Origin of the sequence: Prochlorococcus sp. MIT 1307 (assembly GCF_034092395.1) — a bacterium.
GTDB lineage: Bacteria > Cyanobacteriota > Cyanobacteriia > PCC-6307 > Cyanobiaceae > AG-363-K07.
Genome location: NZ_CP139301.1, coordinates 1,131,853 through 1,146,804, shown reverse-complemented (window position 1 = coordinate 1,146,804; position 14,952 = coordinate 1,131,853). Strand labels below are relative to the sequence as shown.

Sequence of the window (14,952 nt, the reverse complement as noted above, 5' to 3'; positions counted from 1 at the left end):
TGTGAAGAAAACAGACTCTACAGTTAATTATTTATATTGGTTCCCAATACTAATAGGACTCTTATTTAGATTAATTAATGTTCAAGCACCCATAGTAGGTATTCATAGTTGGCGGCAAGCAGATACAGCCGCGATGGCCAGGCATTTTGCTTTAGAGGGAACACCTATATGGCTTCCTCAGATTGATTGGGCTGGTGCTAGTGCAGGTTATGTCGACTGTGAATTTCCACTTTATCCGTATTTAGTAGGTCAACTTTATAAACTTTTTGGTTTGCATGAATGGATTGGGAGAGGTCTTTCAATTTTCTTCAGCATTCTGACAATCTTTTTAGTAATTCGTATTGGTACACGTATATTTGATCCACAGAGTGGATGGTGGGGCGGCTTATTTTTTGCGATATTGCCATTGAATATTTACTATGGAAGAACCTTTCAAGCAGAGTCATTACTTATTCTTTTGGCTGCTATAAGTATTGATCGCTTATTAGATTGGAAAAGTGAATCGAAATTCTTATCTCTACTTCTTAGCTGGCTTGCATTTTGCCTGGCTTGCTTGATTAAACTACTACCTATTTTTTGGCTCGGATTACCATTACTTGCACTGCACTTGTATGGTTTGGACAAGAATCATAAAAGACCAAAAATAGAAGTCTATAGACGTTTTTATCTATTGTTGAGTTCACCTTATGTATGGTGTTTTGGGTTAAGTGCAATTGTGATTTGCTTGATTTGGTTTAGATATTCATATGGACTTGGCTCCACAAGCGGCTTTAGCTTTTTTCTATGGGGTAAAGATACTGATAGATTCAGCCTAACTATGTTATTTGATATTCAGGTTTGGTCTAATCTCTTGTTAAGAATAACTTTGAGAAATCTATCTATTTTTGGTTTGCCTTTGGTTGTTTTTGGCTTTATGAGCTGTAGACAAGAAGCAAAAGGGCAAACTTTGCAGGCAGGAATAGTTGGGATGTTTATTTGTACAGTTTTTGCAATGAGATCAAGCTCAGTGCATGAATATTATCAATTACCACTACAACTTTTTCTTTGCCCTTTGATGGGACGCGGTTGGATCTGTTTTGAGAGTTTGTTGAGTTACAGAAGACTCTCTAAGGTATTTTTGCAATTAGTTCTTGCATTGATAACTGCCATTAGCTTAGTAGTACTTTCTTTTGACTATTATTTAGTTGAAAGAAGTCAGGCTGCAATCTGGATGCCATTAGCTAACAATATTCGAGAGGAGGTACAGCCTCAATCTCGCATAGTATCGGTGACAGGACTTGACCCTACTTTGCTAAATTTAGCAAGGCGTCAAGGATGGTTAACCTCGGCAAAAAAAGTCAACAAAGATAATCTGAATTATTGGTATAATCAAGGGGCAGAATATATTGTTGGCAGTTTAAAATGGCAAGAAACATATATCAAATTAGAGGAGTCAGAAGGAAATCATCTTATTGAAAAGTTTAATTGTAATAAGGAATTGTCTGGTTGTCCAAATCCCCCTAACTATACATACTTCATACCATTGAAGAAGTTGATCAACTAGGACTTATTTAATAGCTAAAAATAAATCTTTGCATCTTAACTTTTAGAAATGGAGATTGTTTTATAAAACAATGCCCCTGACCTTGAAAAAGATCAGGGGCTCTTGCCGGGTTCGCTATGTCACGGAACCGTTTGATCAAGGAACAGGTGCCGAAATCAGTCGGCGTTCTCCGCGATCAGCAGACCCTGGTTCATACAGCTCTCAATCATTGACACCTCCTCCTTTGGGGAATAAAGACAACTCACGAAGCGTTCGACCACTGTTAAGCAATTAACAGAGTCACATCGCTATTGCCAAAGCAAAAAAATCCTAACGGAAAATTAGTGTTCTTGATAGTTATGGGCAAATAGATGTAAAGGGGCAAAGAGGGCTAGTAATTGGTAAGAATGATTAAGTGCTTTCAGAACTTTTTGTGTACGTAATCGAACTGGCATTGAAATTCAGTCCTTTGCCGTTGTCAGTACAGCGTAAAAAGCTAGGAGATGCACAAGCCCTATATAGGAAAGTTTGCCAGTGCATTGAACAAGGTCAGCCCAGAACTCTTGAATTAACTTGCGAAAAAGTCGAAGACAAGAAGGTGACCTTTTTAGTTCAGGAGGTGTTGGCAGTGCAAATTTATGAGAAGACCGCAGCTACCGGTGGTACGAAGAGACCTGGTTTCTCATTTGAGGCTTAATTAATGGAAGGATCAAAGCTTTATCAATTATTTAGCGATGGCCCTTCTTCTCTATGCCTTAACAAAGTTTGCTTTTCATGGCCTAACGGAACCGATATCTTAGATAAGTGCACCTTATCTATACCTGGTCCAGGGTTGTGGATGATCGTTGGTTCTAATGGCAGTGGAAAAAGCACTTTGTTTCGATTAATTAGCGGAATGCTGCAACCGAAATCTGGAGAAATTTATTGCAACTTAAAGCCATTATTGATGTTTCAGAACCCAGATCACCAGTTGCTTATGCCAAGTTGTGGTAGTGACCTTTCCCTTAGCCTTCCAAGAGAATTAACGCTTTTGCAAAGACATGAACTTATCCAGGATGTTTTGGAGCAGGTTGACTTGGCAGATATGGAATCGCGACCTATTCATACTCTTAGTGGGGGGCAGAAACAACGCTTAGCGTTAGCAGGTGCACTCGCGAGTGATGCAAATTTACTTTTATTGGATGAACCAACAGCATTATTGGATCCTGATAGTCAAAAATCTGTTTTAAGAACCGTCAGCAAGCTGTGCAAACGAAGGAAGAATCCACTTACAGCTCTTTGGATCACCCACCGCCTTGAGGAGCTCGCGTATTGTGATGGTGCAGCAAGGATGGAGAAAGGCCAAGTGGGACCTTGGCTTTCTGGTCATTTACTAATTCAACGTTTAAAGCCACTTGCAGGGCGGAGGGTATGAGGGCTAGGTTCAACCCGTTCCATCCTCGGTAGCTCAGCGGTAGAGCGGTCGACTGTTAATCGATTGGTCGCAGGTTCGAATCCCGCCCGGGGAGTTTTACAAAACCACAGTTTAAAAACTGTGGTTTTGTTTTTAAGTTCAGCAAATCCACAACAGACCATGGACAGATTTGGAAGACTTTCTAAAGAGAGAGCGTATGAGCTGTTGTTGTTGATAAGACAAAAACCTTGTCAGTGAAAGACTTGCACTCGATTTTCTAGACATCGTGAGCTCGAAGTCAATTCTGCATGGCAACACACACCTTGAGAGAATCTGTAAAAGTACAAGTAACAGCATTTTGCTTGTTACTCATTCAGCCCAGACTCCGATCTAATGAAGCCTTGCATCTTGCTGATCGAAGACGACCAAGACATGCGTGATCTTGTGACAGGTCATTTAGTACACAGTGGTTTTGATGTTCAGAGTGCAGCAGATGGAATTAAAGGTCAGGCTCTTGCGCTTCAGTATTCACCTGACTTGATCGTTCTTGATTTGATGCTCCCTAAAGTAGATGGCCTTACGCTTTGTCAGCGTTTGAGGAGAGACGAAAGAACTTCTGGTATTCCAATTCTTATGTTGACTGCCTTGGGCGGCACGAAAGATAAGGTCAGTGGATTTAATTCTGGAGCTGATGATTATTTAACAAAGCCTTTTGATTTAGAAGAATTACAAGTCAGAATCAAAGCACTTTTACGCAGAACAGATAGAGCACCTATAGGAAGTAGTACCCATCAGGAGATACTTAATTATGGTCCATTAACCCTTGTTCCAGAAAGGTTTGAAGCAATTTGGTTTGAGCGTCCCGTGAGGTTGACTCATCTTGAGTTTGAATTACTTCATTGCTTGCTTCAGCGACATGGACAGACAGTTGCACCGTCTTTAATACTGAAAGAAGTTTGGGGATATGAACCTGATGATGATATTGAAACCATAAGAGTACATGTAAGGCATTTGCGTACCAAATTAGAGCCTGACCCTCGTAAGCCACGCTTTATTAAAACCGTTTACGGTGCTGGATATTGCCTTGAATTACCTACAGGAGCAGAGATTAAAGACATACAAGATTTATTAGCGAAAACTCGTAAAGAACGTCAAGAGGAAGAAGAGCGAGCTAGCGCTTAAGTAATTGCTTGAATTATTCTTAGCAGCGTAACTTCCCATGCTAATCGTGGTTGAACAAAAGAATTAAGTTGTGAGCGAAGAATCTCTAGTTTCCTGATAGGTATCGCATCATTATTTTGACGCCAAAGATAATATTGCAGCCAATTAATTAACCAGAGTTGTTGCTGAATATCCAGTTGGTCGGTTATATCCCTGGCTAGTGATAATGCTTCTATTGGTTGTTGAGGGAGGGTTTTTAGGGAATCCCAAAGTTCTTGAGGGAATTCTTGCCAAATTTCTATGTTCTTTATTAATGCTCCTGGTGAACCATTGGAAAGATTAATTAATTCTTTCTGTTGAAGTGCATACTCAATATCAGGCATTTTCATCGATTTAATTTTGGACAAAACTTTCTCAATAGCTTCTTTATTTAATCTGTTAAATGGTATTATCTGACACCGTGATCTAATTGTATCAAGTATACTTTCGGGTTTTTCTGTGATTAAGATTAATGTTCCGTTTCTAGGCTCTTCAAGAGTTTTTAGCAGTGCATTTGATGCAGATTCGTTCATCATTTCGAATGCATCAATTACAACCATGCCTAAATCTGCTTCTAAGGGTTTCTTGCTAAGAAAGGCCTTTATTGCTTTTATTTGCTCTAACCTTATTTGAGGTGGGTTGCGTCGGCTAATTGTCTCATTGCTGGCATTAGATTGTGGTATTAATTTGCCTTGATGGAGATAAGTAGGCTCAATCCAAATGAGATCAGGATGATTTAATGCTTCCACACGCCTTCTCTCGCGTATTTCAGGAATACCTCCTGTAATTAGCCCCTCTAGAAAACGACGTGCTGTAAGACTTCGTCCTACGCCGCTAGGCCCGCTAAATAAATATGCTGGAGCAATCTGATTTTTTTTTAGAGCAACACTTAATAATGAAACAGCTGTATTTTGATTTATGACATCATCAAAAAGTTGTTGGGATAGTTCTTTAACCATTTGAACTAATCCTTTTCCCAGTGATCTTTATAGATAATGATTCTTTGATTTTTTTAGCAACTACCTCTTTGGGAAGGTTGGCTGGGACCCTTGTCCAATTGCGCTCTTTGGCTAGGACATCAAAACCATTAGCCACTCTGCCTAAGAAAGTTGCACCTTCTGATTCAATTCGATCATGATTGGTATTTTTTCGTCTATCCAGACTTTCTTCAACTGATAAATCGAGCCAAAAAGTTATGTCAGGAACTAAACCTTGTGTGGCGATTTTTTCGAGCTGAAGTATTAAATCAAGATTTAGCTCTCTTCCATAACCTTGGTAGGCGATGGTAGAGCCACTAAAACGGTCACTAATGATCCAATCTCCATTTTCTAGAGCTGGGGTAATTACTTCTAAAACATGTTGTGCACGATCTGCTGAATATAATAATAATTCTGATAACGAACCAGGTAAAATTTCTTTTGGTGGGTGAAGTAGTAATTCCCTTAGTGCATTTCCAAGAGCAGTTCCTCCTGGCTCACGTGTGACGTGTAGGACAGAATTTTGAGGCATTAAGCCACTAGTTGGAAGCCAGTTGATAAGTTGATTTATTTGTGTGCTTTTTCCACAACCATCTATTCCCTCAAAAACGAGAAAACGGCCCTTCATGATGTACGTAATGATAAAGCATTTAGAACTACTGTGATTGAACTAATAGCCATTAAAAGTGCTGCAATTGGAGGAGATAGTAATAATCCATACTTAGGGAGCAATACTCCAGCAGCAATTGGCAAAGCGATTAAGTTATAACCAAAAGCCCAGCTAAGATTTTGCTTGATTTTATTCATTGTTTTTCTGGCTAATAAGAGAGCATCGGGTAAATCTTCAAGACGATCTCCTAATAAAAGTAGGTCAGCAGACTCTTGGGCTATTTGTGTCCCAGTTCCTATGGCAATCCCTAGATCAGAGGCTGCCAGTGCAGGGGCATCATTGATTCCATCACCAACCATTGCAATGGAACCATTTGTTTTAAGCTCCTCCAGTTTATTTAGTTTTTGATCTGGTAGAAGTTTCCAAGAAAGTTGATTTGAATGAAAAGAGAGTTGTTCACCAAGTTTTTGCACTGCCTCTTTTCTATCACCACTCATCATGTGCAAGATCAATCCATTGTTTCTAAGGCGATTAAGTGCAACATCTACATTTTTTCTAACTTGATCATTAATAAGTATTAGACCCAATAGTTTTGTCCCTTGAGAAACAGCTACAACTGTTTCTTCTTTAATATTTTTTCCCTTAATATCAAAATCCCATTTAACTCCTTCACTTTCTAGCCATTCGAGTGTTCCAAGACGAATAGTGCCATCAATGCCATGTAACTCTCCTGATAATCCTTTACCTGGAAAAGTACGAATATTGCGTGAACTCAGCAGCTTTATATTTTGTCTTTGTGCTTCTTGAAGGATTGCATGCGCAAGAGGATGTCGACTACTTTCTTCCAGACTGGCAGCAAGTTGCAACATTTGACTTTGATTCTTTGAGTTAACAAAGCCCTTCACTAATGGCCTTCCAATGGTGAGAGTGCCTGTTTTGTCGAATACAATCTGATTAAGAGATGCGGCCATTTCAATTACATCTCCTCCTCGAAAGAGCCATCCACGACGGGCTGCTTGTCCCGAGGCCACTGTTATTACTGTTGGAGTGGCTAGGCCTAGTGCGCAAGGGCAAGCGATAACGAGAACAGCTATTGCTAATTGCAGCGCCAAACCTAATGGGCTTTCTGCATTACTTCCTAGGGTTGAATGGAGTCCATGCTCATGCCCAGGTAAAAAACCTTGCCCTGACGCATAAAGAACTTTTGGCCATATACGTGCGCCAACTTGCCACCAGAAAAGAAATGTTGTGGCTGCTAGGCCTACAACTCCATAGCAAAACTTGCCTGCCACACGATCAGCTAAACCTTGAATAGGTGCTTTTCTGGCTTGTGCTTCTTCTACTAAACCAATAATGCGAGCCAAGGCTGTTTCAGCCCCTATTCGCTGTACTTCCACTATTAGGTTGCCCTCTAGATTCAAGCTTCCAGAGAGAAGTTCTGTTCCTTTAGATGCTTCTAATGGCAATGGCTCACCAGTGAGGCTTGAAATATCTACGGCGGAATTACCTTCAATAACAATTCCATCCACTGGTATTCGATCCCCTGCCAGTAATTGCAGTTTCTCTCCAGGTCTTAATGCACCAACTCTGACTTCACGGGTTTCGTCTTTTCCAACAATAAGTCTTGCTGTTTCTGGTTGAAGTTTGGCTAATTGTTTGATTGCAAGGTTTGTTCTAAAACGGGCTCTCTCTTCTAAAAACCTTCCTAACAGAACAAAACCAAGAAGCATTACTGGTTCGTTGAAAAAGCATGGCCAACCAACATTTGGCCAGATCAATGCAACAAGGCTCGCGAAGTATGCGCTGCTTACTCCTAGGCCAACCAACGTATCCATACTTGGAGCTAAAGCCATTGCTGCCTTCGCCCCTCCTTTAATAATTTGTCGTCCTGGACCTATTAGTGCAAATGTTGCAAGACTTGCATGAAAGGGTAGTGAGCCCAATATTGGTAGATGGAGTTGGCCTCCATCTGCAAGGTGCCCAAGAACTGAAAGCAGTAGCAAAAACATCGCTACGATCAGTTGGCGCCATTGACTCCACCATTTATCAATTGCACTAAGTTCTGATGGATCAGGTATTGCTAAAGGTGACACTGATCTTGGCTTAGAGGGAAAACCAAGATCAGAAAGAGATTTCAGGATGGGATCAAGTTCTTGTCCAGCATCTTTGAGATCAATCCAAGCGGTTCGATTAACCAAATTCACACTCGCTTTTGCAATGCTCGGATGTGAAAGAAGACATCGTTCTACGGAGCTGACGCAGCCACCGCATTTCATGCCTTCTACATCTAGTAGCAGGGAATTTTGATTAGAGCGATTTTTAATGCTCAAGGCTTGGTGAGATGCTTTTACAAATTAGTGAATCGAGAGATATATATACATCTCCTCATCAAAAAACTAAGCCTGCTTAACCAACCAGCTTTGAATAGCGGCAGGATGGTTAAACAAATTGTTGATTTACCGCGGTCATGCCTCGTAGTCGAGAACAAGACAATCCAATCGATAAGGCCTTCACAGTGATGGCAGAGATGATTGTCAAAATGATGCCGATCGATTCTCAACAAAAGAAAGCCTATGTCTATTACCGAGATGGCTTATCAGCCCAGAATGATGGGGATTATTCAGAAGCTCTGGAGAATTATGAAGAAAGTCTGAGGCTTGAGGAGAATCCAGCTGATAGAAGCGAGACGCTCAAAAACATGGCAATTATTTATATGAGTAATGGAGATGAGGATCTAGCTTTGGAGACGTATAAGAAAGCTCTAGATGAAAACCCTAAGCAACCTTCTTGTTTGAAGAATATGGGTCTTATTTATGAAAAACGAGGCCGTCAGGAGCAAGAAGCTGGTAATCAGGATGAATCAGATAGATGGTTCGACCAGGCTGCAGAAGTTTGGACTAAGGCAGTGAGGCTTTATCCGGGTGGTTATTTAGAAATTGAAAACTGGCTTAAAACAACTGGTCGAAGCAAAATTGACATTATTTAATTCCATGTTCTCAATTTTGATCATTCTCTAGATCTACACCTAACGCCATTACTAGTGCCTCACTGATATTTGATGCTTCAAAACACTGCAATTTGACTTCAGTTTGCATTTGCTCCAACCCACTCCCTTTTGGGAAAACAGCTCTTTGGAAACCAAGACGTTCTGCTTCTTGAAGTCTTTGTTGAATTTGTCCAACTGGACGTAATTGACCTCCTAATCCGAGTTCACCAATCAGAACAGTGCCCTCCGGCAGGATCAGATCTCTGTAGCTAGATATAACTGCTGTTGCGATTCCAAGATCTGCGGCAGGTTCTTCGACTTCTAACCCTCCTGCCACTGCGAGATAGCAGTCATGTCGAGATAAAGCTAAACCCATATGTTTTTCAAGTACTGCCAAGATCTGATGAAGTCTGTTTGTTTCCACTCCTGTTGCAGTTCTTCTTGGGCTGGCATAAGTAGTTGCACTTATTAGGGCTTGCAGATCGACAGCTAGTGATCTATTCCCTTCACAAGCCACAATGGTGGCAACTCCAGCTGCGGATTTTCTGTTGAGAAATATTTCACTGGGATTTGTTACTTCGATTAGTCCATTGCCCTGCATTTCGAAAATTCCAAGCTCATGAGTTGCTCCGTAACGATTCTTTACAGCTCGTAACAATCTGTGGCTTGCGTATCTATCTCCTTCAAAAGTCAGCACCACGTCAACCAAATGTTCCAGAACTTTTGGGCCAGCAAGCATTCCTTCTTTCGTTACATGTCCAACGAGCAATAAGGAAGTGTTTTGTTGTTTTGCTAATCGCTGTAATGCAGATGAACACTCCCTAACTTGCCCAACGGAGCCTGGTGCTCCAGAGAGATGTTCATCATGTAAGGCTTGAATACTGTCGATGATGGCTACTGCTGGCTGAAGGGCCTCAAGTTCCTGAAGAACTAGTTCCAAGCTTGTTTCTGCAAGTAATTGAAGATTGGATTCAGGCCCTTGCAGTCGCTTCCAGCGCAATCGCACTTGTTGTGCTGACTCTTCGGCACTCACATACAGAACTGATTGCTGAAGCGCCATGGTTGTTGCGCTCTGTAAAAGAAGTGTGCTCTTACCGATACCAGGATCACCTCCCACAAGGACAAGTGAGCCAGGGACTAAGCCTCCACCAAGGACACGATCGAATTCGCCATATCCACTCGTGAGGCGATCTAATGCTTTTTCTTTAAGGGCACCAATTGGTTCAGATAGTTGTGGCCGTGGGTCTTTGAAAGAATGAGGCTTTCTTTGATTGCTCTTACTGTTAACCGAAGAGACAGCTTGTTCAACTATTGAATTCCAATCTCCGCAATTGGAACATCGACCAAAGAACTGTCGAGTTTGGGCTCCACAGCTTTGACAGATATAGATGGATGCAAGGCGAGACACTTAAAGTAAGTAGGGTTGGCTTTGCTTGAATAAGGATGACCTTTTTGGGGCCTTCTAGAGGGTTATCTAAGATTGAGCCGCTTTTGCCGCCACAGCCATAGAAGACATGACGGGCAACAGTTCAGCATCTAAGGAAACCATCCTCGTGGCTGACGATGAGGCCAGCATTCGACGGATACTTGAAACCCGCTTATCAATGATCGGGTACCAAGTGGTCACTGCTTGTGATGGGAATGAAGCACTTGCGCTTTTCAGGAATTCTGAACCTGATTTAGTAGTTCTTGATGTGATGATGCCGAAGCTTGATGGGTATGGTGTTTGCCAGGAATTGCGCAAGGAGTCTGATGTACCCATTGTGATGCTTACTGCGCTGGGAGATGTTGCAGACCGAATTACTGGGCTCGAATTAGGTGCTGATGATTATGTAGTAAAGCCATTTAGCCCTAAGGAATTAGAAGCTCGTATTCGGTGTGTTCTTCGTCGTGTGGAGAAAGATCACATTGCTGGAATACCTAATTCTGGAGTTATTCAAGTGACAAATTTGCGTATTGATACCAATAAGCGCAAGGTTTTTCGTGGAGATGAGCGTATTCGCTTGACTGGGATGGAGTTCAGTTTGTTGGAGTTACTAGTTAGCAGATCAGGAGAGCCCTTCAGTCGAGGAGAAATACTTAAGGAAGTTTGGGGCTATACCCCAGAGCGTCATGTAGATACAAGGGTGGTGGATGTGCATATTTCAAGGTTGCGTTCCAAACTGGAAGACGACCCTGCAAACCCTGAGCTCATTCTTACCGCAAGGGGCACGGGCTATTTGTTCCAGCGCATAGTTGATTCCATTGGTTCAGAAGGACTCTGAAATATCCTCCGCCTTTGGGCTGAGGATCAAGACCAATCGTCCAAGGGCCATTAGGCGTTTGGTGATTTGGTATCGCAGGAATGCTGCAGTAACAACAATTGTTGATACTGCAGCAAATTCTGCTTCGGCAGCTGGAAATGTTGCAGGTTCAGTAGTTACTAGTGCAGGCTCTATGGCCGGCAATGTGTTGCAACCACTTGTTTTTGATCCGCTGCGACGATTACAGGGTGGAGATAGTGCTTTAGGTAAATCGACCATCGACAACTCTGAACGGCTTTGGATAGCCGTTGATGGCATGGGGGGTGATAACGCCCCTGGTCAAATACTTGATGGTTGTCTTCAGGCATTGCAGCGACTCCCGATTCGAATCAAGTTTGTGGGTGAATCTGAAAGGATTATTACGGCTGCTAAGGAAATGGAGCTTAATGATGTTTTTGAGGCTGCAATACAAGCAGGTCATTTGGAAGTCATAGGAAGCGGCCCGTCAGTTCAAATGCACGAAGAAGCCACTGCTGTGAGACGAAAGCGTGATGCAAGTATCAACGTTGCAATGGATCTTGTGAAAAAGGGAGAGGCTTTGGCTGTTTATTCCGCTGGAAATTCTGGAGCCTTAATGGCTTCGGCGATTTTTCGCTTAGGTCGTTTACAAGGCATAGATCGCCCTGCGATAGGGGCACTTTTCCCTACAAAAGATCCTGGTCAACCAGTATTAGTGCTTGATGTTGGAGCAAATATGGACTGCAAACCAACTTATTTGCATCAATTTGCATTGCTTGGGAATATTTATTCGAGGGATGTTCTGCAAGTAAGTAAACCCCGCATCGGCTTGTTAAATATTGGGGAGGAATCTTGTAAAGGTAATGACCTTGCTCTTCAGACGTATGAATTGTTAAACCAAGAAGAACGTTTTTACTTTGCGGGCAATTGTGAAGGTAGAGATGTCCTTTCAGGGGAGTTTGATGTTGTTGTTTGTGATGGATTTACAGGGAATGTATTACTTAAATTCCTCGAGTCTGTAGGTAGTGTTTTGTTGGGTGTTCTTCGTGCTGAATTACCAAGAGGAAGACGTGGCAAGGTTGGATCAGCATTCCTACGCACAAATCTAAAAAGGATTAAGAAACGTTTGGATCACGCTGAACATGGTGGAGCACTTTTGCTTGGAGTGAATGGTATTTGTGTCATTGGTCATGGGAGCAGTAAGGCTCTCTCAGTTGTGAGCGCACTTCGTCTTGCTCATTCTGCCGCCAATCATGGAGTGATGGATGATTTGGCTCAGCTTCAAAAACCTTCTTTTTCTAATGTTTGAACTATGGATAGTTATGGGCTGTGATTGACTGACTCAACTTGACATTTAATAGCTTTTGGCAGATTCGCCCCCAATGGAAGTAGGAATAGCTTTGGTAGGAAGTGGGAGTGCCACTCCTAGCCAGCGGATTACCAACGATCAGCTTGGCCTAAGGGTCGAGACAAATGATTCATGGATTCGCAGTCGGACAGGGATTTTTGAAAGACGTGTTTGTGGGTCTGAAGAAACGCTAGCTCTGTTGAGTCAAAGGGCTGCCTCTGCAGCATTGGAAATGGCTGGCTGGGAACCAAGCAGTATTGATTTGGTTTTATTAGCCACTTCAACTCCTGATGATTTGTTTGGAACGGCTCCAAAAGTGCAGGCCAAACTAGGAGCGTCAAAAGCAGTTGCTTTTGATCTGACAGCGGCTTGTAGTGGCTTTTTATTTTCTTTCATAACCGCTGCTCAATATTTGCGCAGTGGTGCAATGCGAAGAGTATTAGTGATAGGTGCTGATCAACTAAGCAGATGGGTCGATTGGGATGATCGAAGAAGTTGTGTTCTTTTTGGAGATGGTGCGGGAGCTGTCGCTCTTGAAGCTACTAGTCTCGAGAATGATGGATTGATTGGCTTTAAGCTTAAATCTGATGGTAGTCGTGGAGATTGCTTGAATTTAAATCAGGTCGATGAGTCTTTGCTTTTAGTCGATGGTGTTACACATCAGAAAGGGGGGTTTTCTCCTATACAAATGAATGGGCAAGAGGTTTATAAGTTCGCAGTTCGAGAAGTGCCTCTGATTTTGAACGAAGTATTAACTGCAAATGAAATTTCTCCGACCTCTTTGGACTGGTTACTTCTTCATCAGGCAAATCAGCGCATTCTTGATTCCGTTGCTGACCGATTCTCTATTCCACAGGAGAAGGTGTTAAGCAACCTATCTAAATATGGGAATACATCTGCAGCAACTATTCCCTTAATGTTGGATGAAGCTGTTCGAGATGGGCGGGTAAAGCCAGGGAATTTGATAGCAAGTAGTGGTTTTGGAGCTGGGTTGAGTTGGGGAGCAGCATTATTTCGTTGGCAAGGTCCCTCCTAGGCTTGATTTAATAGTTGAAAATTATTTATGACGATTGCGTGGGTTTTTCCAGGTCAAGGCTCTCAGAAATTTGGCATGGCAGAGGATGTGATTGCTTTGCCAGGTGCGGAGGAGCGTTTCAATTTTGCCTCTCAGTTATTAGGTCGTGATCTTTTCAAGATTTGCCGTGATAGTGAAAATAATGAGGATTTTCCTGACCTGAATGATACAAGGAATACACAGCCAGCTTTATTTGTGGTCGAGTCATTGTTAGTAGATGAACTGCTGAGACAAGGGAGAACAGCTTCATTACTTGCGGGCCATAGCCTAGGTGAGTTTGTTGCTCTTTATGCCGCCCAGGTATTTGATGCAAAAACTGCTTTGCGTTTGTTAAAGCGGCGGTCAGAGCTTATGGCAGGTGCAGGTGGCGGAGCAATGACAGCATTGATTGGATTTGACAGGAAACAGTTGGAGGAGCTTGTTAGTACTACGGAAGGAGTTGTTATTGCTAATGACAATAGTTCTGCTCAAGTTGTGCTATCTGGAACACCTAAGGCGGTTCAAGAAGTGAGCAATACTTTGACCTGTAAGAGAGCTATTCCACTTCAGGTGTCTGGAGCTTTTCATTCCCCTTATATGGGAGAAGCATCACAATCATTTGCTGCTGAGCTTGATGAGGTGAATTTTAAAACGGCTCTTATTCCTGTATTAAGCAATGCAGATCCCATTCCTAGTTGTGATCCCAAACTTTTGAAAGAGAGGTTAAAGAAGCAAATGATTTCAGGCGTCCGTTGGAGAGAGACTATGAATGAACTAACTCAAAAAGGCATAAATACTTTGGTTGAAATAGGTCCAGGAAATGTATTAAGCGGTCTTGCAAAACGTTCGCTAAAAGATATAACTATTAGTCAAGTATCAAATGCAACAGATTTGGGGCATTGAATTTTGAATGATTTAAAGCTTGCTTCTGAGAGTGACCTTTTAGCTCAGCCCACTCCAAGGCCAACCTTTATTTATCTTCTAGTTAGTTATCTCATAGCATTCCCTGCTTTTAGACTGTTATTTAGAGGGCGCGTTTATGGTAAGAAAAATGTTCCTCAAAGGGGCTCTTTAGTTGTAGTGGCAAACCATGGGTCTCACTTAGACCCGCCTTTATTAGGTCATGCTTTGGGACGGCCTGTAGCTTTTATGGCCAAGGAAGAGCTTTTTAACATTCCTTTGTTGGGTCAAATCATTCGAATGTGTGCTGCCTATCCAGTAAAAAGAGGCGCAAGTGATCGTGAAGCTATTAGAACTGCTACCTCTCGACTAGATGAAGGCTGGGCAATAGGAGTTTTCCTTGATGGGACACGTCAGCGAAATGGGCGTGTTAATAGTCCCTTAGCTGGGGCTGCTTTATTAGCAGCACGTAGCGGGTCGCCTTTGCTTCCCGTGGCAATAGTCAATAGTCATAGAGCTTTCGGGTCAGGAACTTTTTGGCCACGTTTAGTGCCTATACATTTGCGCATTGGCCGGCCTATCCCTCCGCCGTCTAGTCGTCGTAAATTTGATTTAGAGTTGACTACTGAAGAACTTCAAAAAAGTATTAATTTGATGCTTGATAAGGGGATTTAGAAGTTAAATAATAAATTCTAATAATA

Annotated in this window: 13 protein-coding genes, 1 tRNA gene and 1 pseudogene; 11 read left to right on the top strand and 4 right to left on the bottom strand. The window is 42.2% G+C overall.

Features of this window, described 5'->3' with window-relative positions; translation table 11 throughout:
- Position 1: 1 nt before the first annotated feature.
- The 5 genes and pseudogenes from SOI82_RS05965 (at position 2) to SOI82_RS05945 (ending at position 4,097) form a co-directional block, all read left to right on the top strand.
- On the top strand, positions 2–1,543 hold the full coding sequence (locus SOI82_RS05965) for an ArnT family glycosyltransferase (RefSeq protein WP_320666548.1): 1,542 nt from the start codon (positions 2–4) through the stop codon (positions 1,541–1,543).
- A gap of 412 nt (positions 1,544–1,955) precedes the next feature.
- Positions 1,956–2,219 (top strand): hypothetical protein, encoded by a 264-nt coding sequence (locus SOI82_RS05960; RefSeq protein WP_320666547.1) that lies wholly within the window; start codon positions 1,956–1,958, stop codon positions 2,217–2,219.
- A 3-nt stretch (positions 2,220–2,222) separates the two neighbouring features.
- Positions 2,223–2,726: pseudogene (locus SOI82_RS05955) on the top strand (ABC transporter ATP-binding protein); the annotation flags it as partial.
- A 232-nt stretch (positions 2,727–2,958) separates the two neighbouring features.
- A tRNA-Asn gene (locus SOI82_RS05950) sits at positions 2,959–3,030 on the top strand.
- A gap of 278 nt (positions 3,031–3,308) precedes the next feature.
- Complete coding sequence (locus SOI82_RS05945) at positions 3,309–4,097, top strand: response regulator transcription factor (protein WP_320666545.1); 789 nt, start codon at positions 3,309–3,311, stop codon at positions 4,095–4,097.
- Here SOI82_RS05945 and SOI82_RS05940 read toward each other — a convergent pair.
- Genes SOI82_RS05940 through SOI82_RS05930 form a run of 3 tightly spaced genes read right to left on the bottom strand, consistent with a single transcriptional unit; the run spans position 4,094 to position 8,032 of the window.
- Entirely contained in the window at positions 4,094–5,074 is a 981-nt protein-coding gene (locus SOI82_RS05940; RefSeq protein ID WP_320666544.1) for a DNA polymerase III subunit delta', read from the bottom strand. The genes SOI82_RS05945 and SOI82_RS05940 overlap by 4 nt on opposite strands.
- A complete protein-coding gene (gene tmk / locus SOI82_RS05935) occupies positions 5,067–5,720 on the bottom strand; it encodes a dTMP kinase (RefSeq protein WP_320666543.1) in 654 nt (217 codons plus the stop codon). Before tmk ends, SOI82_RS05940 begins: the two co-directional genes overlap by 8 nt.
- Positions 5,717–8,032 (bottom strand): heavy metal translocating P-type ATPase, encoded by a 2,316-nt coding sequence (locus SOI82_RS05930; protein ID WP_320666542.1) that lies wholly within the window; start codon positions 8,030–8,032, stop codon positions 5,717–5,719. Before SOI82_RS05930 ends, tmk begins: the two co-directional genes overlap by 4 nt.
- A gap of 137 nt (positions 8,033–8,169) precedes the next feature.
- On the opposite strand from SOI82_RS05930, the gene SOI82_RS05925 reads away from it, so the two are divergent.
- Positions 8,170–8,688 carry a photosystem I assembly protein Ycf3 gene (locus SOI82_RS05925; protein WP_320666541.1) on the top strand — a complete coding sequence of 173 codons (519 nt, stop codon included), beginning with the start codon at positions 8,170–8,172 and terminating at the stop codon, positions 8,686–8,688.
- 10 nt (positions 8,689–8,698) lie between these two features.
- Here the strand turns inward: SOI82_RS05925 and radA are convergent, their stop codons facing one another.
- Positions 8,699–10,096 carry a DNA repair protein RadA gene (gene radA / locus SOI82_RS05920; protein WP_320666540.1) on the bottom strand — a complete coding sequence of 466 codons (1,398 nt, stop codon included), beginning with the start codon at positions 10,094–10,096 and terminating at the stop codon, positions 8,699–8,701.
- 106 nt (positions 10,097–10,202) lie between these two features.
- On the opposite strand from radA, the gene rpaB reads away from it, so the two are divergent.
- From rpaB to SOI82_RS05895, 5 genes are all read left to right on the top strand, one after another.
- The gene (gene rpaB, locus SOI82_RS05915; protein WP_320666539.1) at positions 10,203–10,952 is read left to right on the top strand and encodes a response regulator transcription factor RpaB; all 750 of its coding nucleotides are present in this window, start codon (positions 10,203–10,205) and stop codon (positions 10,950–10,952) included.
- The gene (gene plsX, locus SOI82_RS05910) at positions 10,933–12,258 is read left to right on the top strand and encodes a phosphate acyltransferase PlsX (RefSeq protein ID WP_320666538.1); all 1,326 of its coding nucleotides are present in this window, start codon (positions 10,933–10,935) and stop codon (positions 12,256–12,258) included. Before rpaB ends, plsX begins: the two co-directional genes overlap by 20 nt.
- A gap of 73 nt (positions 12,259–12,331) precedes the next feature.
- The gene (locus SOI82_RS05905) at positions 12,332–13,333 is read left to right on the top strand and encodes a beta-ketoacyl-ACP synthase III (RefSeq protein WP_320668356.1); all 1,002 of its coding nucleotides are present in this window, start codon (positions 12,332–12,334) and stop codon (positions 13,331–13,333) included.
- Positions 13,334–13,360: 27 nt separating this feature from the next.
- The gene (gene fabD / locus SOI82_RS05900; protein ID WP_320666537.1) at positions 13,361–14,254 is read left to right on the top strand and encodes an ACP S-malonyltransferase; all 894 of its coding nucleotides are present in this window, start codon (positions 13,361–13,363) and stop codon (positions 14,252–14,254) included.
- Positions 14,255–14,257: 3 nt separating this feature from the next.
- A complete protein-coding gene (locus SOI82_RS05895) occupies positions 14,258–14,926 on the top strand; it encodes a lysophospholipid acyltransferase family protein (RefSeq protein ID WP_320666536.1) in 669 nt (222 codons plus the stop codon).
- Positions 14,927–14,952 lie beyond the last annotated feature (26 nt).